Origin of the sequence: Knoellia sp. p5-6-4 (genome assembly GCF_029222705.1) — a bacterium.
GTDB lineage: Bacteria > Actinomycetota > Actinomycetes > Actinomycetales > Dermatophilaceae > Pedococcus_A.
Genome location: NZ_JARGZF010000001.1, coordinates 1,485,222 through 1,509,323, shown reverse-complemented (window position 1 = coordinate 1,509,323; position 24,102 = coordinate 1,485,222). Strand labels below are relative to the sequence as shown.

22 protein-coding genes, 1 tRNA gene and 1 other RNA gene are annotated in these 24,102 nt (G+C 72.1%); 16 read left to right on the top strand and 8 right to left on the bottom strand.

All coding sequences use genetic code 11. From position 1 onward, the window contains the following. Positions 1-30: 30 nt before the first annotated feature. From P2F65_RS07290 to P2F65_RS07280, 3 genes are read right to left on the bottom strand one after another with little or no spacing between them, the layout of a single operon-like run. Positions 31-954 (bottom strand): AEC family transporter, encoded by a 924-nt coding sequence (locus P2F65_RS07290; RefSeq protein ID WP_275805580.1) that lies wholly within the window; start codon positions 952-954, stop codon positions 31-33. Then, entirely contained in the window at positions 951-1,553 is a 603-nt protein-coding gene (locus tag P2F65_RS07285) for a TIGR03086 family metal-binding protein (RefSeq protein WP_275805578.1), read from the bottom strand. Before P2F65_RS07285 ends, P2F65_RS07290 begins: the two co-directional genes overlap by 4 nt. Then, on the bottom strand, positions 1,550-2,557 hold the full coding sequence (locus tag P2F65_RS07280) for a sigma-70 family RNA polymerase sigma factor (RefSeq protein WP_275805576.1): 1,008 nt from the start codon (positions 2,555-2,557) through the stop codon (positions 1,550-1,552). The genes P2F65_RS07285 and P2F65_RS07280 overlap by 4 nt, the downstream gene beginning before the upstream one ends. A gap of 194 nt (positions 2,558-2,751) precedes the next feature. On the opposite strand from P2F65_RS07280, the gene P2F65_RS07275 reads away from it, so the two are divergent. Then, on the top strand, positions 2,752-3,156 hold the full coding sequence (locus P2F65_RS07275) for a VOC family protein (protein WP_275805574.1): 405 nt from the start codon (positions 2,752-2,754) through the stop codon (positions 3,154-3,156). Here P2F65_RS07275 and P2F65_RS07270 read toward each other — a convergent pair. Continuing rightward, a complete protein-coding gene (locus tag P2F65_RS07270) occupies positions 3,147-5,054 on the bottom strand; it encodes a propionyl-CoA synthetase (RefSeq protein WP_275805572.1) in 1,908 nt (635 codons plus the stop codon). The two genes, P2F65_RS07275 and P2F65_RS07270, sit on opposite strands and share 10 nt — an antisense overlap. A gap of 106 nt (positions 5,055-5,160) precedes the next feature. Here P2F65_RS07270 and P2F65_RS07265 point away from each other — a divergent pair, with 106 nt between their 5' ends. From P2F65_RS07265 to P2F65_RS07220, 10 genes are all read left to right on the top strand, one after another. Continuing rightward, positions 5,161-5,424, top strand: a complete 264-nt coding sequence (locus P2F65_RS07265) for a hypothetical protein (protein ID WP_275805570.1) — start codon at positions 5,161-5,163, stop codon at positions 5,422-5,424. A gap of 150 nt (positions 5,425-5,574) precedes the next feature. Continuing rightward, positions 5,575-7,380 carry a glycoside hydrolase family 3 protein gene (locus tag P2F65_RS07260; RefSeq protein WP_275805569.1) on the top strand — a complete coding sequence of 602 codons (1,806 nt, stop codon included), beginning with the start codon at positions 5,575-5,577 and terminating at the stop codon, positions 7,378-7,380. 96 nt (positions 7,381-7,476) lie between these two features. Continuing rightward, positions 7,477-8,793: a DUF1343 domain-containing protein gene (locus tag P2F65_RS07255; RefSeq protein WP_275805568.1), complete on the top strand. Its 1,317-nt coding sequence runs from the start codon at positions 7,477-7,479 to the stop codon at positions 8,791-8,793. A 78-nt stretch (positions 8,794-8,871) separates the two neighbouring features. Continuing rightward, the gene (locus P2F65_RS07250) at positions 8,872-10,545 is read left to right on the top strand and encodes a serine hydrolase (RefSeq protein WP_275805566.1); all 1,674 of its coding nucleotides are present in this window, start codon (positions 8,872-8,874) and stop codon (positions 10,543-10,545) included. A 4-nt stretch (positions 10,546-10,549) separates the two neighbouring features. Next, complete coding sequence (locus tag P2F65_RS07245) at positions 10,550-11,443, top strand: MurR/RpiR family transcriptional regulator (RefSeq protein WP_275805564.1); 894 nt, start codon at positions 10,550-10,552, stop codon at positions 11,441-11,443. A 100-nt stretch (positions 11,444-11,543) separates the two neighbouring features. Then, positions 11,544-12,539, top strand: coding sequence for an N-acetylmuramic acid 6-phosphate etherase (locus P2F65_RS07240; protein WP_275805562.1), 996 nt, complete (start codon positions 11,544-11,546; stop codon positions 12,537-12,539). Continuing rightward, a complete protein-coding gene (locus tag P2F65_RS07235; RefSeq protein WP_275805560.1) occupies positions 12,536-13,828 on the top strand; it encodes an extracellular solute-binding protein in 1,293 nt (430 codons plus the stop codon). The genes P2F65_RS07240 and P2F65_RS07235 overlap by 4 nt, the downstream gene beginning before the upstream one ends. 40 nt (positions 13,829-13,868) lie before the next feature. Continuing rightward, on the top strand, positions 13,869-14,768 hold the full coding sequence (locus P2F65_RS07230; protein ID WP_275805558.1) for a sugar ABC transporter permease: 900 nt from the start codon (positions 13,869-13,871) through the stop codon (positions 14,766-14,768). Next, positions 14,765-15,652: a carbohydrate ABC transporter permease gene (locus tag P2F65_RS07225; protein WP_275805556.1), complete on the top strand. Its 888-nt coding sequence runs from the start codon at positions 14,765-14,767 to the stop codon at positions 15,650-15,652. Before P2F65_RS07230 ends, P2F65_RS07225 begins: the two co-directional genes overlap by 4 nt. 69 nt (positions 15,653-15,721) lie before the next feature. Then, positions 15,722-16,645 (top strand): BadF/BadG/BcrA/BcrD ATPase family protein, encoded by a 924-nt coding sequence (locus P2F65_RS07220; protein ID WP_275805554.1) that lies wholly within the window; start codon positions 15,722-15,724, stop codon positions 16,643-16,645. A 153-nt stretch (positions 16,646-16,798) separates the two neighbouring features. Here P2F65_RS07220 and P2F65_RS07215 read toward each other — a convergent pair. Further along, positions 16,799-16,886 (bottom strand) — tRNA-Ser (locus P2F65_RS07215). 100 nt (positions 16,887-16,986) lie between these two features. Between P2F65_RS07215 and ffs the strand changes: the two genes are divergently transcribed. From ffs to P2F65_RS07200, 3 genes are all read left to right on the top strand, one after another. Then, an RNA gene (ffs, locus tag P2F65_RS07210) (signal recognition particle sRNA small type) lies at positions 16,987-17,085 on the top strand. A 74-nt stretch (positions 17,086-17,159) separates the two neighbouring features. Next, the gene (locus tag P2F65_RS07205) at positions 17,160-17,945 is read left to right on the top strand and encodes a hypothetical protein (RefSeq protein ID WP_275805552.1); all 786 of its coding nucleotides are present in this window, start codon (positions 17,160-17,162) and stop codon (positions 17,943-17,945) included. A gap of 65 nt (positions 17,946-18,010) precedes the next feature. Next, on the top strand, positions 18,011-20,281 hold the full coding sequence (locus tag P2F65_RS07200) for a DNA polymerase III subunit gamma and tau (RefSeq protein ID WP_275805550.1): 2,271 nt from the start codon (positions 18,011-18,013) through the stop codon (positions 20,279-20,281). 46 nt (positions 20,282-20,327) lie between these two features. Here the strand turns inward: P2F65_RS07200 and P2F65_RS07195 are convergent, their stop codons facing one another. After that, positions 20,328-20,696: a hypothetical protein gene (locus P2F65_RS07195; RefSeq protein WP_275805548.1), complete on the bottom strand. Its 369-nt coding sequence runs from the start codon at positions 20,694-20,696 to the stop codon at positions 20,328-20,330. 64 nt (positions 20,697-20,760) lie between these two features. On the opposite strand from P2F65_RS07195, the gene recR reads away from it, so the two are divergent. After that, positions 20,761-21,360, top strand: a complete 600-nt coding sequence (recR, locus tag P2F65_RS07190; RefSeq protein WP_275805546.1) for a recombination mediator RecR — start codon at positions 20,761-20,763, stop codon at positions 21,358-21,360. After that, positions 21,353-21,922 carry a DUF5063 domain-containing protein gene (locus P2F65_RS07185; protein ID WP_275805544.1) on the top strand — a complete coding sequence of 190 codons (570 nt, stop codon included), beginning with the start codon at positions 21,353-21,355 and terminating at the stop codon, positions 21,920-21,922. Before recR ends, P2F65_RS07185 begins: the two co-directional genes overlap by 8 nt. Positions 21,923-21,949: 27 nt before the next feature. Here P2F65_RS07185 and P2F65_RS07180 read toward each other — a convergent pair whose 3' ends face one another. Continuing rightward, complete coding sequence (locus tag P2F65_RS07180) at positions 21,950-23,059, bottom strand: ABC transporter permease subunit (RefSeq protein ID WP_275805542.1); 1,110 nt, start codon at positions 23,057-23,059, stop codon at positions 21,950-21,952. Beyond that, a complete protein-coding gene (locus P2F65_RS07175; RefSeq protein WP_275805540.1) occupies positions 23,056-23,994 on the bottom strand; it encodes an ABC transporter ATP-binding protein in 939 nt (312 codons plus the stop codon). The genes P2F65_RS07180 and P2F65_RS07175 overlap by 4 nt, the downstream gene beginning before the upstream one ends. Positions 23,995-24,102: the final 108 nt, after the last annotated feature.

The window sequence follows — 24,102 nt, the reverse complement described above, 5'->3', positions numbered from 1 at the left end:
CGAAAGGTTGGCCCAACCTTGCTTCGGGCGTCAGCCGAGCAGGACGGCGAGCAGCAGGATGACCGGCACCGAGCCCACCGTCGTCACCAGGATGGTGTCGCGGGCCAGCACCGCGCCGCGGTCGTAGCGGGTGGCGTGCACGAAGATGTTCTGTGCGGTGGGAAGGGCCGACGTGACCACGATCGCCAGCAGGGCGTGGCCGTCGACGCCGAGCAGGAAGTGCGCCACGAGGTAGGCCGTCAGGGGCTGGGCGACCAGCTTCAGCGCCGACGTCACAGCCACCTCGCCGGCCGACCCGCCCGCCCCAAGGCCCGGACCCAGCCGCAGGGCGATCCCGTAGGCGATGAGCATCGCCGGAACGGCCATGCCCGCCACGAGCTCGAGCGGGTCCTGCACCGCGCCGGGCAGGGTCCACCCGGTCACGGCGAGGACCAGCCCGACGAGTGAGCCGACGGTCAGCGGGTTGGTGAACGGGCGGGTCAGCACCAGCCTCACCGGCACCCTCCCGCCGCGTGCGTCGGCGTCGAGCACGGCCAGGGCAAGGGGCTGCAGCACGAGCAGCTGGAGGAGCAGCGTCGGGGCCACGTAGGCCGCGTTGCCCAGCACGTAGGCGGCGATCGGGATGCCGAGGTTGCCCGCGTTGACGTAGCTGGCCGCGAGGGTGCCGATCACGGTGTGGCCCAGCGGCCGGCGCCACGCGAGGCGAGCCAGCACGGCATACACGCCACCCGCCACCGCGACTCCCGCGATCGAGGCGACGAGGTTGCGCGAGAGCACCGCCGAGACGTCGGTGGAGGACAGGGTCACCACCATGAGCGCAGGACTGGCGACGAAGAAGGCCAGCCTCGACAGGAGCACCTGGGCGGTGAGGTCGAGCACCTTGAGCTGGGCGAGCAGGGCGCCGAGGGCGATGACCGCGCCGATGGTCGCGAACCCCTCGAAGACCCCTGTCACGCACCCCAGTCTGGCGCTCGACCGGTCAACGCGAGCAGGCGGTCACTGGGTGGACGCCCGGGTGGGAGCTGTACGGGGTCGGCGAAGCGGACCCCGTGGTCCTCCGCCCCGACCAGGGCGTCGACGTGCCGCAGCAGCTCCAGCGCCAGGCCCTCGGGAAGCGACCACGCCCGGCCGCAGGAACGGGCGACGTCCCACCCGTGCACCGCCACCTCGAGGGCGCCCACGACGGCGACCGTGCTGGCGGGGAGGGGCCTGCCCCCGATGGCGACCGGCTGGTCGTGCTCGAGCCGGGTCCACGCGCCGAGCAGGGCACAGCCGTGGTGCCGCAGCGATGCGACCACGGCCGGCTCGTCGCCCGGTGCGCCGGGCGGCCACACTGCGAGCGCGATGCTGCCTTCGGCAGCCGCGTCGTGCAGCGCCACGAGGGAGTCCTCCATGTGGCTGAGCAGGTCGCGCAGACGCCAGGCCGAGCACGGCGTCGGCCGCCCGAGCAGACCGGGCGTGACGAGGGCGAGGGCGCCGCGGGTGAACCCCAGCGCCCGTTCGAGCAGCTCGGTGCCGGCAGTCACGGGCGTGGCTCCCGGCTGCAGGCTCATGGCGTCGGCGAGTACAGCGGGGTGTCGGCGTCGAGGAAGTCCGGCAGCCCGAAGAGCGCGAAGAGCGAGTGGTCGAAGAACGCGGAGACGTGGGCCACCTCGCCGCCGCGCAGCTCGAGCACGTGCAGCTGGAACGGCCGGTAGGTGCCGTCGTCGGTGAGGTAGTACATGCCGAAGGCTGCCTGGCCGTTCGCGGTCGTCGGCACCATGCGCAGCTGGCCCGGTCCCGCAGGGCAGTTGACGTCGATGAGCAGGCCGATGGTCTCGGCGCCCTGGTACCACCCCACGAACGGGGGCATCTCCCAGACCGCCTCCCTGGCGCACAGGCTGACGATGGCGGCGATGTCCTTGAGCTCCATCGCGCGGGCGTAGCGGTCGAGCAGCTCGCGCTGGGCGGGGTCGGTGGGCTCGACGACGTCGGCCTCGGTCAGGGCAGCGGCGTCGAGGGTGGCGCGGGCGCGCTGGAGGGCGCTGTTGACCGAGGCCGTGGTGGTCTCGAGCGCCTCGGCCACCTCCGCGGCCGACCAGCGCAGCACCTCCCGGAGGATGAGCACGGCTCGCTGGCGTGGGGGCAGGTGCTGCAGCGCTGCGATGAGGGCGAGTCGCACGCCGGCCTGGCCGTCCACGATGCTGGCCGGGTCCTGGGGGTCCGTCACGAGGCTGGTGGGCACCGGCTCCAGCCAGAGCACCTCTGTCTGCTGCACCAGCGGTGCGTCACCGGGCAGGGCTGGAGAGCCGAGACCCGTCGGCATCGGCCGGCGGCTGCGGCCCTCGAGGGCCGACAGGCACGCGTTGGTGGCGATGCGGTGCAGCCAGGTGCGCATCGACGACCGGCCCTCGAAGCCGTGGTAGGCCCGCCAGGCCCGCAGGTAGGTCTCCTGGACGAGGTCCTCGGCGTCGTGGGCGGAGCCCATCATGCGGTAGCAGTGCGCGAACAGCTCGCGCCGGTAGCCCTCGGCCTGGGCCAGGAAGTCCTCGTCGACCTGCGTCTGGGTCACGCTCATGACTCTACTGACCGACGTCGGCCGGGGAACTCATCGCGAGAACTCCCTGCCTTCACGGTTCGGGGTGTTGCCGAGCGCCATGGCGCGCGCAGGTACCCCGAATGCCGATGAGTCCGAACGGCGGGCCGGGTCCACACGGCATACGCACCACGCAGCGGCGGCCCCCGGGCCGCCCCACCGCCCAGGAGGCCCCCGTGTCCCGCCTGATCTTCGTCAACCTGCCCGTCAAGGACCTGTCGGCCTCGCGCGGCTTCTTCGAGGCCCTCGGGTTCTCGACCAACGAGCAGTTCTCCGACGACAAAGCCGCCTGTGTCGTGCTGGACGACAACATCTTCGTGATGCTGCTGCGCGAGGAGTTCTTCCGCACCTTCGTGGGCGGCGAGGTCGCCGACGCGTGGCAGGTCACCGAGGTGCTCACCTGCCTCAGCGCCGAGAGCCGGCAGGAGGTCGACGACCTCGTCCGCCGGGCGGTCGAGGCCGGCGGGAAGCCCTGGAAGGAATCGTTCTCCGACGGCCCGATGTACGGCGGCAGCTTCCAGGACCTCGACGGCCACGTCTGGGAGGTCATGCACATGGACCTCCCGGGGTCTCAGGGCTGAGGTCGCAGCACCGGCCTCAGGGTGTCGAGCACCGACGCGTCCTCGATCGTGCCCGGCACGGTGGCGGGCTTGCCGTCGGCGATCTCGCGCATCGTCTTGCGCAGGATCTTGCCGGAGCGGGTCTTGGGCAGCGCAGGGACGATGTCGACCTGGTGCAGCGCCGCGACCGCACCGACCTCGTCACGCACCCGCTTGACGAGCTCGGCGCGGATGCGGTCGCCGTCGCCGTCGCCGTCGACTCCCGCCTTGAGCACGACGAGGGCCCTGGGCAGCTGGCCCTTGAAGTCGTCGTGGACGCCGATCACCGCACACTCCGCCACCGCCTCGTGGCCGGCGAGCGCCGCCTCCATGGAGCCCGTCGAGAGCCGGTGCCCGGCGACGTTGAGCACGTCGTCGGTGCGGCCCATGACGAACAGGTAGCCGTCCTCGTCCACCAGCCCGCCGTCGCCGGTGAGGTAGTAGCCGTCGAACGCACTGAGGTACCCGGCGACGTAGCGCTCGTCGTCGTGCCACAGCGTGGGGAGGGTGCCGGGTGGGAGGGGCAGCCTGATGCAGATGGCGCCCTCGGTGCCCGCAGGCACCGGTTCGCCGCGCTCGTCGAGCACCTCCACGGCATACCCGGGCACGGGCACCGACGGCGACCCCGGCTTGACCGGCATCGGCTCGAGACCCCTGAGGTTGGCCGCGATGGGCCACCCGGTCTCGGTCTGCCACCAGTTGTCGATGACGGGCACCCCGAGCATCCTCGACGCCCACTCCCAGGTGTCGGGGTCGAGCCGCTCGCCTGCCAGGAACACGGTCCGCAGCGACGAGAGGTCGTGCCCCCGCATCAACACACCGTCCGGGTCCTCCCGCTTGATGGCCCGGTATGCCGTGGGCGCGGTGAACATGGCCTTCACCCGGTGGTCGGCGATCACCTTCCAGAACGCGCCGGCGTCGGGGGTGCCGACCGGTTTCCCCTCGTAGAGAACGGTGGTTGCACCGGTGAGCAGTGGGGCGTAGACGATGTAGGAGTGGCCGACGACCCAGCCGACGTCGCTGGCCGTGAACCAGACGTCGCCGGGACCGATGTCGTAGACGTTCTCCATCGACCAGCGCAGCGCCACCGCGTGGCCACCGTTGTCGCGGACGATGCCCTTGGGTCGGCCGGTCGTGCCGGAGGTGTAGAGGACGTAGAGCGGGTCGGTGGCGGCGACCTCGACGCAGTCGGCGGGCTCGGCGTCCCGCATGAGGTCGGCCCACTCCATCTCCTCCCAGTCGGTGTCGCGTTCACCGACCGCTGCCCGGGCCTGCTCGCGCTGGAGGACGATGACGGACTCGGGCTTGTGGCTGCTGCGGTCCAGAGCGGCGTCGAGCATCGGCTTGTACTCCACCACCCGCTTGGGCTCGATGCCGCACGAGGCCGTGACGACGACGGTGGGCTCGGCGTCCTCGATGCGCACCGACAGCTCGCCTGGCGCGAACCCTCCGAACACCACGGAGTGCACGGCGCCGATACGGGCGCAGGCCAGCATCGCGACGACCGCCTCGGGCACCATCGGCATGTAGATGACGACCCGGTCGCCCTTCTCGACGCCGAGCGAGTCCAGCACGCCGGCGAACCGCGAGACCTCGTCGAGCAGCCCGGCATACGTCAGGGTGCGACGCTCGCCGGTGACGGGGCTGTCGTAGATCACCGCCGCCTGGTCGCCGCGCCCCGCCGCCACGTGGCGGTCGAGCGCGTTGTGGCAGGTGTTGAGCGCGCCGCCGGTGAACCACCGGAAGAAGGGAGGCCGGTCGTCGTCGAGCACGCGGGTCGGCGGCGTGATCCAGTCGATGGCCTGTGCGGCCCGGCCCCAGAAGGCGTTCGGGTCGTCGAGGCTCTCGGCGTAGGCAGCGGCGTAGGCACCCTGGGTCATGGGCCCATCGTGGGTGCCGCGTGGGCTCCGCGCCAGAGGCCGGACGTCCTGTGCGGTGGGTGCGTCCTGCGGGTCGGTGAACGGTCGCTGTGCCACGATGCCCGGCATGGGACCTGACTGGCGCGTCGTGCTGCCGTGGGTGGGGCTGGCGGCCATGGTCGCGGTGCTGCCGTTCTACGTCGCCTCCGGCCTGGTCGCGCCGGGCTGGGCAGTCGTCGCCCTGCTCGCCTGTTGGGTGCTCTTCGTCTGGGTGGGGTGGCGCTGGCGCAAGACCAGGCCCTACTGGGTGCTGGCCCTGCCGGTGGTCGCCTTCGCCTGGTGGTGGGCCGCCCTGACCGCCGGCGAGGCGTGGCTGGGCTGGACCGCCTGACCCGCCTGTGCGCTTCGGGGAGTCGCCCGGACCCTCGCGTTTCTTGACCAAACCCTGAACCAACAGGGCATTGTCCCCTGACCCGACGCGTGTCTAAGTTGCAAGCGGGCTGATCAGTCCGTGAATTGTTCACAGCGTTGTGGAGGTTCCATGTCCCGGTTCTCACCGACCCGTCGCGCGTTCGTCGCCGGTGTGGCAGCAGCAGGGGCGCTCGCGTGCGCCGTGCCGACCGCCTCTGCCCAGGCCGGGGCCGCCGACCCCGCTCTTCCACCGCCTGCTGACAACGGCTGGGTCACCTCCACGATGGCGCGGATGACGCTGCCGGAGAAGGTCGGCCAGCTCTTCGTGCAGCAGGTCTACGGCTCCGACGCGACCACCCCCGACCCGCGCAACGTCCCGCTCTACGGGGTCGCCTCGCCCGCGGAGGTCGTGCAGAAGTACCACCTCGGCGGTGTCATCTACTTCGCCTGGACCGACAGCGTGAAGAACCCCGACCAGATCACGGCCCTCTCCAACGGACTCCAGAAGGCCGCCCTGTCGCGCGACTCCAAGGTCGACGTGCCGCTGCAGATCGCCATCGACCAGGAGCAGGGCGTGGTCACCCGCATCGGGCCGCCGGCGACGCAGTTCCCGGGCTCGATGGCGCTCGGCGCGGGTCGCAGCACCGACGACGCCCGCACGGCCGCCGCCATCACCGGCGAAGAGCTGCGGGCCATGGGCGTCAACACCAACTTCGCACCGGTCGCCGACACCAACGTCAACGCGCTCAACCCGGTGATCGGCACCCGGTCGTTCTCCTCCGACCCGGCTCTCGCCGCCTCGATGGTCGGCGCCCAGGTCAAGGGCTACCAGCAGGACGGTGGTGTCTCCGCGTCGGCCAAGCACTTCCCCGGGCACGGCGACACCGCCACCGACAGCCACGTGGCCTTCCCGATCATCACGCACACCCGTGAGCAGTGGGAGCAGCTGGATGCCCCACCGTTCAAGGCGGCCATCGCCGAGGGCATCGACATGATCATGACCGCCCACCTGGCCTTCCCGGCGCTCGACGACTCTGGTGACCCGGCCACCCTGAGCAGGCCGATCCTCACCGGCCTGTTGCGCGAGGAGCTGGGCTTCGAGGGCGTCATCGTCACGGATGCGCTGGAGATGAAGGGCGTTCGCGAGAAGTACGGCGACGCCGAGGTGGCCGTGCGGGCTCTCGAGGCGGGTGCCGACCAGCTCCTCATGACGCCGGCGATGGACCAGGCGTATGCCGCGGTGCTGTCGGCGGTGGAGTCGGGTCGGATCTCCGTCGCCGACCTCGACGCGAAGGTGCGTCGGGTCCTGGAGCTGAAGTACGAGCGAGGCGTCGTCGCGGACCCCTACGCCGACCCGGCTGCGGTGTCCTCGGTCGTCGGCACGCCCGAGCACCTGGCGGTCGCCGACGAGGTGACCGACCGCACCACCACGCTGGTCAAGAACGACGACGCGACGCTGCCCCTGGCCGTCGGCGGCAAGAAGGTGCTCGTCGCCGGCTACGGCGTCACCGTGACCTCCACGCTCTCCAGGGCCTTCACGGCGAAGGGGGCCACGGTCACGGTGAAGGAGAGCGGCACCGCTCCGAGCGACGCGAAGATCGCCGATGCCGTCGCTGCAGCCCAGGCAAGCGACGCGGTGGTCGTGACGACGATGAGGGCGTGGACCTCGCCGGCCCAGCAGAAGCTGGTGAAGTCGCTCCTGGCGACGGGCAAGCCGGTCGTCGTGGTCGCCACCCGTGACCCCTACGACATCGCCTACGTCGACGACGCGTCGACCTACCTGGCCACCTACTCCTACAGCCCGGTCGCGATCGAGGCGGTCGCGCGGGTGATCAGCGGCGACGTCAGCCCGACGGGCAAGCTCCCCGTCGACATCCCGGTGGCCGGCGACCCCACGACCGTCCTGTACCCGTTCGGGCACGGCCTCACCTACTGACGCCCACCTCACCCATCGCGGTTCGGGGTGTTGCCGCGGGCCATGGCGCCCGCCACCACCCCGAACCGCGCAGAGACAGACTCGGAGAGCACTGACATGACGAACCTCAACCGTCGCCAGCTCCTCACCGCCGGGGCCCTCGGCGCCGCAGCCGTGCCCTTCGCCGCCACGGCGGCCCGGGCCGGTGTCGCGACACCCGTCAACGTCACCTACCCCTCCCGCCCGGTGACCCCCGGCGCCGACAGGGCCGCCGCGGACGGGTGGGCGGCCCTGTCCGGCCGCAAGGTCGGCATCATCACGAACCCGACCGGCATCCTGACGAACCTGCGCACCATCGTCGACGAGATGCACGAGGCCGGATCCGTCGACATCAGAGGCGTGTTCGGTCCCGAGCACGGCTTCCGCGGCACGGCACAGGCCGGTGGCTCGGAGGGCACCTTCACGGACGCCCGCACCGGCCTGACGGTCTATGACTCCTACGGTGCGGGCACCGACAAGATGGCCTCGATGTTCCGCACCGCCGGGGTCGACACCGTCGTCTTCGACATCCAGGACGCCGGCGCCCGCTTCTACACCTACATCTGGACGATGTACACGGCGATGAAGGCGGCCGTGCAGACCGGCGCCCGGTTCGTGGTGCTCGACCGCCCCAACCCCATCGGGGGCACGGCCCGCGGGCCGATGATGACGACCGCCTACACCTCGGGCGTCGGCGCCAAGGAGATCGTCCAGGCGCACGGCATGACGGTCGGCGAGCTGGCCCGGTTCTTCGACGGCGAGTTCCTCGAGGCGGAGGTCGGCGCCCGGCTCACCGAGCTGCAGGTCGTGGAGATGAGCGGCTGGCGCCGCGACATGCCGTATGCCGCGACCGGACTCCCGTGGGTCATGCCGAGCCCCAACATGCCCACGCCCGACACCGCCCTGGTCTACCCCGGCACCGGGATGTTCGAGGGCACCAGCCTCTCGGAGGGCCGCGGCACCACGCGACCGTTCGAGCTGGTCGGCGCGCCATTCGTCGACTACCGCTGGGCCGAGCGCCTCGCGGCCCTCGACCTGCCCGGTGCGGGCTTCCGCGAGGCGTACTTCAACCCGACCTTCAGCAAGCACCAGGGCAAGGTCTGCGGCGGCGTGCAGGTGCACATCATCGACCCGCGCACCTTCGACCCGATGCGCGTCGGCGTGGAGATGCTGGTCGCGGCCCGGGCGCTCTACACCGACTTCGCCTGGCGCAAGGACACCTGGGACGCGGCTCGGCCGTACTGGATCGACAAGCTCACCGGGTCGACGAGGCTGCGCGACCAGATCACGGCCGGTGCCTCGGCCGACGAGGTCGTGGGCGCCTGGCGCGAGGAGCTCGCCGAGTTCGACCGGCGCCGCCAGCAGTACCTCATCTACCGCGGCCCGGCCGCCTGACCCGGGAAGAGCAGGGGAGTGCAGATGCGGGTGCGAGCCCTGGCTGCCGCCGTCGCGGTCGGTAGCGTCCTCACCACCATGACGACAGCGACCGCGGCGACGGCAGACGACTTCAGCAAGCCCTTCCAGGGCTTCGCCCCCGCCAACACCGTGCTGCGCGATACCACCCCGGAGGCGGTGGGTATCGACCCCGCCCCCATCAGGGACGCGGTCGCGCAGATCCGCGGGCACGAGCAGGCGCCCGCGGGCGGGCACCCCATGTATGCCGGCGCCGTGGCGCTGATGGGCCACGACGGTGCCGTCGTGGCCCGCGACGCCAGTGGTTTCGCCCTCCGCTACGAGAACGCGACGACCGAGCTGCCCCGCGACCAGTGGGTGCCCATGCGCGAGGACACCGTGTTCGACCTCGCCTCGGTCTCCAAGCTGTTCACCTCGATCGCCGCCGTGCAGCTCATCGAGGACGGGACCGTCGAGCTCGAGGCGCCGGTCGCGGCATACCTGCCCGAGTTCGCGGCGAGCGGCAAGGAGTCGGTGACGGTCCGGCACCTCCTGACGCACACCTCCGGCTTCACCTCGTGGCTGCCGCTCTACAGCCGCTACCCCGACAGGGCGTCGCGCATCCAGGCCGTCATGGACGCGCCGCTCCGGAACCCGGTCGGGTCGACCTACCTCTACAGCGACCTCAACCTCATCACCCTCGGCGTGCTCGTCGAGCGGCTGACCGGCAAGGGGCTCGACGAGGTGGTGCGCGAGCGCGTGACGGCACCGCTCGGCATGGACGACACCGGCTACAACCCGGCCGACCGCACCCGCACCGCGGCCACCGAGTACCAGGCGACACCGGCCCGGGGCATGGTCTGGGGCGAGGTGCACGACGAGAACGCCTGGTCGCTCGGCGGGGTCGCCGGGCACGCCGGGGTGTTCTCGACCGCCGACGACCTCGCCGTGCTGTGCCAGGCGCTGCTCAACGGCGGCTCCTACGACGGTGCCCGGATCCTCAGCCGCAAGAGCGTCTCCCTGCTCATCACCAACTTCACCGAGGACTTCCCGGGCGACGACCACGGCCTCGGTTTCGAGCTGGACCAGCGCTGGTACATGGACGCCCTGTCGGGTCCGCGGACCGCGGGGCACACCGGCTACACCGGCACCTCGATGGTCATCGACTTCGCCTCCCGCTCGTTCGCGATCCTGTTGACCAACCGGGTGCACCCCTCGCGGTCGTGGGGCAGCAACAACGTCGCCCGCCGCGAGTGGGCCCGAGGTCTCGCCCTGGCCCTGGGCGTGCGACCGACCCGGGGTGAGACTGCCTGGTGGTCGGGCGCTGCTGATGCCACCACCTCGACCCTGACGGTGCCTGTTGCGGTGCCGCGCAGCGGTGGCCGGCTCTCCTTTGACCTCTTCCTCGACACCGAGGAGACCGACCGGCTCACCCTCGAGACCTCGACGGACGGCGGGAACACCTGGCAGGCGCTGCCGTTCGAGGTCCGCGACCGCGGCGAGGTGACGGAGAGCGACGGCGCCGTCGCGGGCAGCGGCACCCGTCACTGGATGCAGGCGCGGGCCGTCCTCGCCGCCGGGGAGCAGCTGGTCCGGTGGCGCCACACGACCGACGGTGCCTACCTCGGCCGTGGCGTCCTGGTCGACGACGTCTTCGCGCAGGGCGCCGGTGGGGTGCTGCTCGACGGGGAGCGGTCTTCCGAGCTGTTCTCGGCGGAAGGCTGGGCGGCGGTCAAGCGGCAGGCCGTAGCGTAGGACCATGCCCCGAGCCGACAGTGCTGCTGCCGCGGTGACCGCCGCCCCCGCCCCGCTCCTCGTCCGCCTCAGGGGCCTGCGTCCGTCGCTCTCCCCGGCCGAGGACCGGGTCGCGGAGCAGGTGCTCGCGGATGCCCGGGCCGCCGCTGGCCTGACCATCAGTGAGCTGGCCGTCGCGGCGAAGACCTCCGAGACGACGGTGCTGCGGTTCTGCAAGCGCCTCGGGTTGCCCGGCTACCCGCAGCTGCGGCTGGCGCTGGCAGAGGAGTCGGCGCAGCCTCGGGTGAGCGCCGCCAAGACCTCGGACATCAGCGCCAAGGACAGCATCGACGACATCATCGCCAAGGTGTCCTTCGCCGACGCGAGCGCCGTCGAGGAGACTGCGCAGCAGCTCGACCGGCAGGCCCTCGCCGCCGCGGCGGCCGCGATCGCAGCCGCCAAGCGGGTGGACATCTACGGCATCGGCGCCAGCGCCATCGTCGGGATCGACCTGCAGCAGAAGCTCCACCGCATCGGCGCCATGGCCTTCGCGTGGAACGACCCGCACATCGCGCTGACCAGCGCCACCCTGCTGGCCCGCAAGGACGTCGCGATCGGCATCTCGCACTCCGGCACGACCAAGGAGACCATCGAGTCGCTGGAGGCGGCCGGGAAGCGCGGCGCCACCACCATCGCGATCACCAACTTCCCCCTCTCCCGACTCGCCTCGACCGCAGACCTGGTCCTCACCACCGCGGCGCGGGAGACCAGCCTGCGCTCGGGGGCGACCGCCAGCCGGATCGCGGCACTCACGGTGGTCGACTGCCTGTACATCGCCGTCGCGCAGCGCCACCTCAAGCGCGCCCGCAAGGCCGTGGAGGAGACCCGTGACGCGGTCTCCGGGCACCGGCTCCTCTGACGTCCTTCGCTCACGCGTCCCTCAGTCACGGTCTTCGTGGCCGGAATGTTACTGGTTCACATCATTGACGTAGGGCCCGTAGGAAACTAACCTCGGCCGCGTGACACACGACGTCAGGGTGAGTGCGCCCACCGAGGACCGGCACCCCGGCACGACCGGCATCGACACCCTGTCGACGCTCGAGGTGCTGCAGGTCCTCAACAGCGAGGACGCCAAGGTGGCCCCGGCGGTGGCCGAGATCCTCCCGGCGCTCGCGGCCCTCGTCGACGTCACCGTCGACTCGCTGCGCGCCGGCGGCGCGGTGCACTACTTCGGCGCCGGCACCTCGGGCCGCCTCGCCGTGCTCGACGCCGCCGAGCTGCTGCCGACCTTCAACGCCCCTCCCGGCCTGTTCACCGCACACCACGCCGGCGGTCCCGAGGCGCTGCTGCGCGCGGTGGAGAACGTCGAGGACGACGTCGACCTCGGCCGGTCGGAGGCGGCGGCCCTGCGGCCCGGTGACATCGCCATCGGCCTCACCGCCTCGGGGCGCACGCCCTTCGTCGGTGGCGCCCTGGAGGCGGCCCGCGAGCGCGGCGCGGTCACGGTCCTGGTGACGGCGAACCCCCACGCCGAGCTGGCCCCCCGCGCGGACCACCTGCTGGCGGTCAACACCGGGCCCGAGGCGGTCACCGGCTCCACCCGGCTCAAGGCGGGCACGGCACAGAAGCTCGTTCTCAACACCTTCTCGACCGCCGTGATGATCCGTCTCGGCCGCACCTGGTCCAACCTGATGGTCGACGTCGTCGCGACCAATGCCAAGCTGCGCGGCCGGGTGCTGCGCATCCTGCAGGAGGCCAGCGGCGCGGGCGAGGACGAGTCGCGCACCGCACTCGAGCAGGCAGGCGGGGAGCTCAAGCCCGCGCTGCTCTCGATGCTCGCCGGCGTTGGCGCCGTGGAGGCGCGGGCCGCGATCGATAGCCACGGAGGGTCGGTCGCCACGGCGCTCAAGGCCCTCCAGGACCAGTCCGGCCCATCGGCCGCGATCCCCGACAGCACCACCCACGCAACCCCGAATGCCGTCCCGGCACGTGTCCCGACAGGAGAACCCGCATGACCCGCCGATCCCCGTGGAAGTACGTTGCGCTGGCAGCCCTCAGCAGCGGCGTCGCCCTCACCGCCTGTGCGCCGTCCAGCGGCGGGGACTCCGGTGGCGGTGACGGCGGCGCCACCACGCTGACGGTGTGGTCGTGGCGGGTCGAGGACGAGGCCGCCTACAACAAGATCTTCGATGTGTACGAGAAGGCCCACGAGGGCGTCACCATCAACTTCAAGCCGTTCAAGGCCACGGAGTACAACAAGATCCTGGCCACCGGCCTCGCCGGCTCCGACGGCCCCGACGTGCCGCAGGTCCGCTCCTACGGCCAGGTCCAGGCGACCATCGCCTCGGGCTCCCTGGTGCCGCTCGACGGCAAGGTCGACCTGTCCGGCTGGGACGAGAACGTGCTGGCCAGCGCCAAGGGCAAGGAGGACGGGAAGCTCTACTCCATGCCGCTGGCCCGCCAGGCGACCGTGATGTTCTACAACAAGGGCCTGTTCGAGAAGAACGGCCTGAAGGCTCCCACCACCTGGGACGAGTTCATGGCCGCCAACGCCAAGCTCAAGGGCGCGGGCATCACGCCCATCGCCGTCGGTGCCAAGGACGACTGGACCCTGCCGATCGTGCACGAGGTGGTCGGCGGTGCGACGTTCGGCGGCGCCGAGTTCCAGAAGGCGGTGCAGTCCGGTGCCAAGGACTTCACCGACCCGCACTGGGTCGCCTCGGTCAAGCTGCTCAAGGACCTCGAGCCGTTCATGCCCAAGAGCGTCGCCGGTGTCGCCGTCACCGACGCCCAGACGCTGTTCACCGCGGAGAAGGCCGCCATGTTCCCCGGTGGCTCCTTCGACCTCGCGGTGCTGCAGAAGGCCAACCCGCAGATGCAGATCGGCGTCTTCGAGGTGCCGCCGGCCCCGGGTGCCGCCAGCGGCGCCCAGCCGACCACGGCCGGCTGGGCCGACGGCAACTTCGCGGTCTCCAAGAAGTCCAAGCACCAGGAGGAGGCCCTCGAGCTGGTCAAGTGGATGTCGACCAAGGAGTTCGGCCAGCTGGTGGCCGACGAGGTCAAGCAGATCTCGGCGGTCCCCGGTGTGCAGAACAAGGACGAGGTCCTCCAGCAGATCGGCGCCAACTACGACAAGAACGGCTCCCCGTACGTGCTGCTGACCGACTTCCGCTACGGCACTCCGTCCGGCACCGACCTGCTCGGCAAGGGCATCCAGGAGATGCTGCTCGGCAAGAAGGACGCCGCCACGGTCAGCAAGGACCTCGACACCGGCGTCAAGACCTGGTTCAAGCCCGGCGCCTGAGCCGGGGCCAGCCGCTCAGGACCAGTTAGCCTCTCCGACCATGCGTCGCCGCTCAGGCCTGCTCTTCGTCGCCCCCGCGCTCCTCCTCTTCGGGGTGTTCGTGCTCTACCCGATGGTGACGGCGTTCTCCTACGCCTTCTTCCACTGGCAGGGCACGACGCGCGGGGGCTTCGCGGGCCTGGAGCACTTCACCACCCTGTTCACGCGGGCGCCGTTCAAGACGGACATGCCCCAGGCGCTGCTGCACAACGTGCTGTTCTTCCTGGGCACGATGGCCTTCCAGAACACGATCGGGCTCGCGGTGGCGCTGATGCTGCACCGCCGTCCGCGGACCCGCCGCATGCTCCAGACGCTGTACGCCATGCCGTACCTCGTCAGCCCGATCGTCATCGGCTACCTGTGGACGCTGCTGCTGTCGCCGACCTTCGGCCCGGTGAACCAGCTGCTGACCGCGGTGGGGCTCGAGGAGTGGGCCCTCCCGTGGCTCGGCGACCCGGACACCGCCTTGTGGGTCGTGATCCTCGTGAGCGTGTGGCAGTGGATCGGCTTCCCCGTGCTGCTCTACGGTGCGGCGCTCGGCGGTGTCCCGGAGGAGCTGAACGAGGCGGCCCGCGTGGACGGGGCGTCGCACCGGCAGGCCTTCTTCAGGATCACCCTGCCCCTGCTCGTCCCGGCCATCGGCACGGTCAGCGTGCTGACCTTCATCTTCGCGATGGAGGCGTTCGCGCTGCCCTACGCCTTCGGCGGCTCCACCGGCAACCCCGCCGGCGCGACGGACTTCATCTCCCTGCTGTTCTACCGGACGGCGTTCGACTCCGGCGCCGCCAACGCCGTCGGCACCTCCTCGGCGCTGGCCACCCTGCTCTTCGTCATCATCTTCGGCGGCGCGATCGCGGCGACGGCGGTGCTGCGGCGCCACGAGCGGAGGATCACCGGATGAGCGTCCTTCCCGGCCTGCGCACCCGCTGGGCGACCGCGGGCGAGCGCACGCGCACCCGCACGGCGCAGCGTCCCGTCGGCGGCGTCACCGCGAGCCTGCTGCTCTGGGGCTACGCGGCCGTCGCCCTCGTGCCGCTCCTGGTGATGGTCAGCAGCTCGTTCCGGACCAACGCCGACCTCATCACCGACCCGCTCGGTGCCCCGTGGCCGCTGTCGGTGGCCAGCTACCGCGAGGCATGGACGGTCGGCAGCTTCGCCACCTACTTCGCCAACTCCCTCATGGTGACCTGTGGCGCGGTGGCGCTGTCGACCGCGGTGGCGACCATGGCGGCCTACGCGCTCGCCCGGGGGAGGTCGCGGATCTTCCGGGCCCTGGAGGCGCTGTTCCTCTCCGGCCTGATGCTCCCGATCCACCTTGCGATCCTGCCGATCTTCTACCTCTTCGACGGCGCAGGGCTGATCGACTCCCGGCTCGGCCTGGTGCTCATGTACGGCGCCTCCGGCGTGCCGTTCTCGATCTTCGTCCTCACGACGTTCTTCCGGCAGCTGCCGGTGGAGCTCGAGGAGGCCGCCCAGCTCGACGGGGCCAGCACGTGGCAGACCTTCGTGCGCATCATGGTGCCGCTCGTGCGCCCGGCCGTGGCCACGGTCGCGGTCTTCCGCTTCGTGCCCATCTGGAACGACTTCCTCTTCCCGCTGGTCCTGCTGCGCAACGAGGCGAAGTACACCCTCCCCGTCGGCCTGACGACCTTCTTCGGCGAGAACGCCACCAACTACTCGGCGGTGTTCGCCGGGCTGGTCATCACGACGGTGCCGCTGATCCTGCTCTTCCTCCTCGCCACCAAGCAGATCGTGGCCGGCCTGACGGCCGGGATGACGAAGTAGTCGGGTTGTCAGCGACTCCGGCGGCTGTCGGGTTGCCGAGGAGGGCGCAGCCATGATCGGGTCACCGCCGTGAGGGTGGTCGTGGGTGTCGACGTGGGCGGCTCCGGCCTGCGCGTGCAGTGCCGGTATGCCGACGGGCCGGGTCCGGTGCTCGCCGGCACCGGCGCGCGGGTGGGCACTGCCGGGATCGATGTCGCCGCCCTCGCGGCCGACGCCCGAGCCCTGCTCGACGGCGCCGGTGCGACCGGGCCGGACGTGGTCGTCTGGGGCATGCGGGGCCTGCTCTTCCTCTCCGACCGCGGCGAGGTGCTGGCCCAGGTGCACGCGGTGCTCGGCGCCCGCCGGACGGTGGTGACGAGCGACGCCGTCACGAGCCTGGCAGGGGCCCTCGGGGGCCTGCGCCCCGGCGCCGTGGTCGCGGCCGGCACCGGCGCCGTCGCCTTCGGCACCGACTTCGGCGACCACTGGAACCGGGTCGACGGCTGGGGCCACGTGCTGGGGGACCGCGGTTCGGCGGCCTGGCTCGGGCTCGAGGGCCTCAGCGCCGCCCTTCGGGCGAGAGACGGTGTGCCGGGTGGCTCGGCCGCACTGCTGGCGGCGGGGGAGGAGCGCTTCGGGCCGGTCGACGGCTGGCCGAGGCGGGTCATGACCACCGCCGACGCGCCCCACGCGCTGGCGTCCTTCGCACCGAGCGTGACCGCGCTCGCGGCCACAGACCCGGTGGCCGCCGACCTGTGCGCCCGGGCCGGCAGGGTGTTGGCCGACTCGCTGCTCGCCGCCGCCGCGGGCCTCACGGCCCCGGTGCTGACGGGCACCGGCGGCCTGCTCGGTGCCGAGCCGGTCGCTGCGGCACTGGGGGAGCGGCTGGCCGAGGCGGGGCAGGTGCTCCAGCCGGCGCTCGGCGGCGCGCTCGACGGGGCGCTGACCATCGCCGAGCACGTGGCGACGACGGGCACGGCGCCGGAGCACCCGGCATACCTGCTGTCGTCCTGAGGCGCCCTGCGGTGCTGGGCACAGTGACCTGCCTGCCTGCGTCGCTGCGCGACGGCGGAGGATGGGGGAACCGTCGCTCGCTCGTTCCAGATCCCGCACGCCCAAAAGACGAAGAGACGGACCCCGGAAAAGCATGGGGTCCGTCTCTTCGTCTGGCGGAGGATGGGGGATTTGAACCCCCGAGGGTTTTATCCCAACACGATTTCCAATCGTGCGCACTAGGCCACTATGCGAATCCTCCGCCGAGGAGAGTACCGGAGGGTGGTGCGATCGACCCAATCCGGGCGGAGGACCCTGACAGGCCTGCTTTGGCGATCGCGAACCGTGGCCCTAGACTCAGCGACGGCACCCCGCGTGGTGGTACCTCACCGAACTCCCCCAGGGCAGGAATGCAGCAAGGGTAGGCGAGCTCTTCCAGGTACGCGGGGTGTCCCTTTGCGTCTGGGGGTCGCCGGCGAGTGCTCGGGTCGCGGTTTCCCGGGTCGCCCGGACGTGGTTCTGCCACCATGCGGGGATGACGTTGGTGGGGGTCGCGGGCGACGCCGGGGCGGGGACGGGGACCCGAGGGTGGCCCGAGCGGGCGCGGCCCGTGGTGGGGATGCTCGTGCTCACGCTGTGGCTGGTGTGGGCGGCACTGGCCTGGCTCGTCGAGCCGCGGTCGGTGGACGTCGACCAGCTACGTGCCGACATCGCCTCCGGCCAGATCGTGACCTACCGCGTCACCGGCACCGACCGCTCCGAACGAGCCTGGCCTCCCAGTGCAACGGCCGACGGCTGGGACACCCTCGGTCTCGACGAAGCGACGGGACTCCCAGGTTCGGGGACGGGCAACGTCGTCGCGACCGGCATCCAGTACTGGGTCGAGGGCTCGTACGCCCAGACCCGGCACCTCGACGCGAGCTCCAGCCCGGTCCCCTGGCAGGACCTCGTGGGCGAGATGCGGGCAGGCGGGGTGCCGCTCGAGGCGCCGCTCAGCTACCAGCCCCTCTACGGTGACACCCCCTTCGGGCCGGGGCGGGCCGCCATCCTGCTCGGCTTCGGCAGTGTCCTGCTGGCCTACCGCCCCACGCGAGTGACGCGATGGGGCTGGCTGTGGCTCACCGCGGTGGTGCCCTTGGGGCTCGGGTTGGTCGCGCTCGCCGTCGCTGAGCTGGTCCGGCCCACAGCAGCGCCTGGGCAGGAGCACGAGCACCGGCTGCGCGGCGGCAAAGCGTTCCTGTTGGCCTGGGCCCTGAACGTGATCGTCGTCATCACAGCGGGTCAGCTCTCGCGGTCGGTCGACGCGCTCTGGATGCCCTGAACCGGCTCGCCTCCTCGAGCCCACGGCATACCGCGGTGTCCCCCGCGGCGGTTAGGGTTCCCCACGTGAGCACCGCCCTGTACCGCCGCTACCGCCCCGAGACCTTCGCCGACGTCATCGGGCAGGAGCACGTGACGGAGCCGCTCATGCAGGCGCTGCGCACGGGCCGGGTCAACCACGCCTACCTCTTCTCCGGCCCGCGCGGCTGTGGCAAGACGACCAGCGCGCGCATCCTGGCCCGCTGCCTCAACTGCGAGCAGGGGCCCACCCCTGAGCCGTGCGGCACCTGCGACTCGTGTGTGGCGCTGGCCCGCGGTGGCTCGGGCACGGTCGACGTCATCGAGATCGACGCGGCCAGCCACGGTGGTGTCGACGACGCCCGCGACCTGCGCGAGCGCGCGTCCTACGGACCGGCCCAGAGCCGCTACAAGATCTACATCATCGACGAGGCGCACATGGTGACGCCGCAGGGCTTCAACGCCCTGCTCAAGATCGTCGAGGAGCCGCCGGAGCACGTGAAGTTCGTCTTCGCGACGACCGAGCCCGAGAAGGTCATCGGCACGATCCGCTCCCGCACCCACCACTACCCGTTCCGCCTCGTGCCGCCGCAGCGGCTGCAGGACTACATGGAGCAGCTCTGCGCGTCCGAGGGTGTGAAGGTCGCCCCCGGCGTGCTGTCGTTCGTCGTCCGCGCCGGCGGCGGCTCGGTGCGTGACTCGCTCTCGGTGCTCGACCAGCTCATCGCCGGCTCCGGCGACGACGGGCTCACCTACGAGAGCGCCGCCGCCCTGCTCGGCTTCACCGACGCCGAGCTGCTCGACGCCATCATCGACGCCTTCGCCGCCGGTGACGGAGCGGGCGTCTTCACCCAGATCGACCGTGTCATCGAGACCGGCCTCGACCCGCGGCGCTTCGTCGAAGACCTCCTCGAGCGGCTGCGCGACCTGATCGTCGTCGCCGCCGTGCCCGACGGCGCCGCCTCCGTGCTGCGCGGGCTGCCCGAGGACCAGGTCGAGCGGATGCGCCAGCAGGCCGCGGCGTTCGGCCAGGGCACGCTGTCGCGCGCCGCCGACATCGTCAACGCAGGCCTCACCGAGATGACCGGTGCCACCGCGCCGCGCCTCCAGCTCGAGCTGATCTGTGCCCGCGTGCTGCTCCCGGCCGCCTCCGGCGAGAGCGGGTATGCCGCGCGGCTCGACCGCATCGAGCGTCGCCTCGAGGTGGGGGGCGTGCCGACCGCCGCTGTCCCGTCCGGCGCGGCCGCGCGCTCGCACGCCGTGCCGGTGCAGGCGCCCGTAACGACCGAACGTCCCCAGGCGCCCGCGTCGGCCGATCGTTCCCAGGCGCCCGCAGCGGATGTGCCTCACCCGCCGCCCGCAGCTGATGCGCCTCACCCGCCGCCCGCCGAGCAGCCGGTGGTGCCCGCCGCCCCCGGAGGTGCTCGCGGCGCCGCATCCGGTGTGGCGGCCGCCCGGGCCGCCGTGGCCGCGGCACGGGCCGGTGCACAGTCCCCGGACGACCAGCCGTCCTCGCCGGAGGGGCCGGCCGCGTCCGCGCGCGTCGTCGCTGACGACTCGCGCACGCCCGCTGCAGCGGCAGCCGGCCCGCCCGCCGCGGAGCCCACGGGTGCGACCGGGGGCATCGACACCGCGGCGATCCGCCGCGCGTGGCCGGATGTGCTCACCTGGCTGTCCCGCAACAAGCGCGTCACCTGGACCCTGGTCTCCGACCATGCCCACGTCCAGAGCTACGACGGCAAGCGGCTCGAGCTCGGCATCGCGCCGACCGCCCTGCTCGTGCGCTTCCGCCAGGGCCCGCACACCGAGCTGATCCGCCAGGCGCTCATCGACGTCCTGGGCGTCGACGCGCGGGTCGAGTGCGTGCTCGTCCCGGAGGGGCAGACGCCCGCAGCTGGCGGGGGAGCCGCAGGGCCGTCCAACCCGCACGAGTCGGCGACCCCGTCGCCGGTCCCCGCCACCGCTGCCGGTGCGCGGGCGGCAGGTGATCCGGGGCTGGCCGCCGCTGCCAGGCACATCCCGGAGTCGAGCGACGGCTGGGCGAGCGCGGCCTCCGCCCCGGGCAGCGCCCCCTCCTGGGCCAGCGAGCCGGTGAGCGCCGCGCCCGCCTTCTCCGACGCCGAACCCGCGCAGCAGATCTCGCACCTCAAGCGGGCCATGGCCGCCGTCGAGGCCGAGGGCCCAGCGGCCACGCCCGAGGCCCGGGTCGCCGACGACAGCGCGGCCAGCGACGACGACGAGGACATCGAGGGCCTGGGCGAGGTCGGACCGCCGGTCATCGAGCGCATCCTCGGCGGTCGCGTCATCGAGGAGGGCTGAGTCGGAGGTCTGAGCAGGGGCCGAGCCGGGCTCGGCCCCGCTCGGCTCAGCTCGCGGTGACCCGCAGCTCGGCCTCCCCGACACGCCCGCCTTCGGGCTCGCACGTCACGGCGTAGGTGCCGCTGGCGAGCTCGATCCCTGCCGGCGCCTCCTCGCCACCGGGAGCGGTGAGCACCACGGCGCCCCGCGGGTCCGTGACGGTGGCTCGACCCCTGCCGACCACCGCCAGGGTGTGGCCGCCGGCCGCCACGGACTCGCGGTTGAGCTGACAGCCGTCGAGGACGACCTCCAGCGGCGCCGTGCTCGGATCCGGCACGGGGTCTCCGGCACACCCGTCGAGAGCGGCCACGGCGGCGACCAGCGCGACCAGCAAGAGCAGGGCGCGCGGCGAGGGACGGCTGGGGGCGGCGGTCACGGTCCCAGTGAACCAGCCACGCCGGGTGCGGCCGAGCGTCACCGCGAGGGCTTAGGCTCGTGGTGTGTACGAAGGCGTGGTCCAGGACCTCATCGACGAGCTCGGCCGGCTGCCCGGTGTCGGGCCCAAGAGCGCGCAGCGGATCGCGTTCCACCTGCTGCAGGCCGACCCCGCCGACGTGCGCCGCCTCGTCTCCGCGCTGGTCGAGGTCAAGGAGAAGGTCCGTTTCTGCGAGACCTGCGGCAACGTCGCGGAGGCCGAGCAGTGCCGCATCTGTGCCGACTCGCGCCGTGACGGCTCCGCGATCTGCGTGGTGGAGGAGCCCAAGGATGTCGTCGCCATCGAACGCACCCGCGAGTTCCGCGGCCGCTACCACGTGCTCGGCGGAGCGATCAGCCCCATCGAGGGTGTCGGCCCCGACGACCTGAGGATCAAGGAGCTCATGACGCGGCTTGCCTCGGGCGAGGTCACCGAGATCATCATCGCCACCGACCCCAACCTCGAGGGGGAGGCCACGGCCAGCTACCTGGCGCGCTTCCTTCGCCCCATGGGGTTGAAGGTCACCCGGCTCGCCTCGGGCCTGCCGGTGGGCGGCGACCTGGAGTATGCCGACGAGGTCACCCTGGGGCGGGCCTTCGAGGGAAGGAGGCTGCTCGATGCCTGAGCAGCACATCACCGACGAGCTGTCACTGCTGGCCGACGAGTCCGCCCACGAGGCGCAGGCCTTCCTGGACACGATGACCGAGGTGGCCTCTGGCGCGGCCCCCGACGCCGCCCTCCCCATGACGCTGCTCGCGCTCTCGCAGGTCCTGCTCATGGGGGCCCGGCTCGGCGCCATCCAGGACGTCGTGCCGGCCGAGCGCTTCGAGCCGGACCCCGGCCCCGACGCGGACGTCGACCCGCTGCGCCAGGGCGTGGCCAACCTCTTCGAGGGCCTCGACGAGTACGGCCACGTGGTCGACCCGCTGCTCGACGTCCACGTCGTGCGCGGGTCGCTGTCGGGTGACCTCGCGGAGATCGCCTCCGCGCTCTCCCACGGCCTTCGCCACCACGCCGAGGGCCGCACCACGGAGGCGCTGTGGTGGTGGCAGTTCAGCTACGTGCAGTCCTGGGGCGACTCCGGCGCGCGGGCCCTGCGCGTGCTGCTGTCGCTTCTGGGCCACGTGCGCCTCGACGCCGACGAGGAGACCGTCGCCGACGCGGAGTTCAACGCGCTGCACCCCTGAGGGTCTGCGGCTGGGGGTCCACCGCCGTCAGGCGATCCGGGTGCCGTTGGGCAGGCGCCGGATCGGGGTGCGCAGCCGCCGCTCCGCCACCGTGGTGGCACCTCCGCCGGCCAGCAACAGGAAGAGCAGGCCGAAGGGCCACACCGCCGCACCCTTCGCCGCCGCCTCCGTGGGGTCGATCGGTTCACCGGCGTCCATGTCGACCCAGCACTCCTGGCGCACCGCGCCGGTCTCGCCGACGCGGGCCGCGCGGGAGCCCTCGCTGATCCACCGCATCGGCGTGAAGCCCATGCCCATGTCCTGGTTGCGCGGCGGGTCCGACGGGGCCGCATCCGCGACCACCACGAACGGGTTGAGCGGCAGGAGCCACCAGATGCGCTCGGTGTGGGTGACCTCCCGGGTCTGGTCGTGCTCCACGCAGTCGGCGCGGGTGGGCACGCGCTCGGTGCCGGGGACAGGGTTCCCGTACTCGTCGAGCGGCGGCGCCTCGATGTTGCTCTCGTGGAACTCCTCGGGAATGCCGTACACCCGGACCGTCTCCTGGTCGCTGACGAGGAACGCCGAGAGGCCGAAGCTGATCACGGTGCCGAAGACGAGGGCGCCGAGGGCCAGGTAGGTCAGCACGGCCGAGCCGACCGGTCGGGCCGTCAGGGTCGAGAACATCAGCCCGAGGGCGCACACGACGGCCAGCACGAGCATGAGCACCACGAGCGAGAGCAGGATGCGCCCGACGGGGACCCCGCCCTCGATCCAGGCCCACACCAGGAACGGGAGCGCGGTCACGAGGAAGGCGCCGCAGATGACCCACGAGGCCAGGAGCTTGCCCAGCACCAGGTCGGCGGACGTCAGCAGCGTCGTCTGCAGCGTGGCCAGCACACCGTGCTCCCGGTCGCCGTTGATCGACGTGGCGGTCAGCGACGGCACCACGAGCATGCCCAGGCCGAGGACGAAGAAGATGACGACGTCGTACATCGCCGCACCCGACTGGGCGTCGGGGTCGTTGAGCGCGAGGTGGCTCAGCGTGCTGACCAGGCCGATGACCGCGAACCAGATCCCGAGCACGACGACCCACTTCGAGGCCCGGGTGCGCTGGCGCAGCTCCAGGCGGGCAACCGTGGTGACTCCGTGCCAGCTCACTGTCGGTCCTCCGTCGCTGCGAGGTAGGCGGACTCGAGCGCCCCGCGGGTCGGGGTGAAGGCCGTCACCCGCACCCCCGCGCCGATGAGGTCGGTCAGGAGGCGGGCGGCGCTCTCCTCGCCGGCGACCTCCACCTCGAGCATCCCGCCGTGGACGGGCTGTGCCGGCACGCGGTGCTGGCTCAGGAAGCCGGAGAGCAGGTCGGGGTCGAGCGAGTCGATGCGCCAGCCGGTCAGCGTGGCATTCAGGGCATCCCCGTCGAGGCGCTGGGTCTCGACGCTGCGGCCTCGCGCCACGATGACGGCGCGGTCGGCCACCTCCTGCAGCTCGGTCAGGATGTGGCTGGAGACCAGCACGGTGCGGCCCTCGGCAGCCAGCGAGCGGAGGACGTCACGCAGCTCGATGCGGCTGCGCGGGTCCAGGCCCGAGGCGGGCTCGTCGAGGAGCAGCACGGTGGGGTCGTTGACCAGGGCCCGGGCCAGGCCCAGGCGCTGCTTCTGCCCGCGGGAGAGCACCCGGGCGCGTCGGTCGGCGAGGTCGGCCAGGTGCACGGTGTGCAGCAGCTCCTCGACCCGGGCCCGCGCCTGCGGCGCCGGGATCCGGTATGCCGCGGCGATGGTCTCGAGCACCTCGCGCACCGTCAGCGAGTCCCAGGTGCCGAAGCCGTCGGGCATCCAGCCGACCCGTGCCCGGACCTCGGCCGGGGCGGTGACCGGGTCGTGCCCGTCGATGCGGATGCTGCCCCGGTCGGGCACGAGCAGCGTCGCCAGCATGAGCAGCAGCGTGGTCTTGCCGGCGCCGTTGGGCCCGATCAGCGCGGTCACCTCACCCGGTCGGGCCGTGAGGCTGATGTCGTCGACGGCGAGGACGTCGCCGAAGGCGCGGCGCACGCCGTCGACCTCGATCCCCCTCGCAGGGTCCCCCTCGCGCAGCATCTGCGCAGGCTAGCGGCCCCCTCCACCTCGCCGAGATGGATCCGCGTCACTGGCTCCCTCGGCGTGTCGTGGGGCTGGGGTCATCTCGGCGCGGGGGGGTGGGGCCGG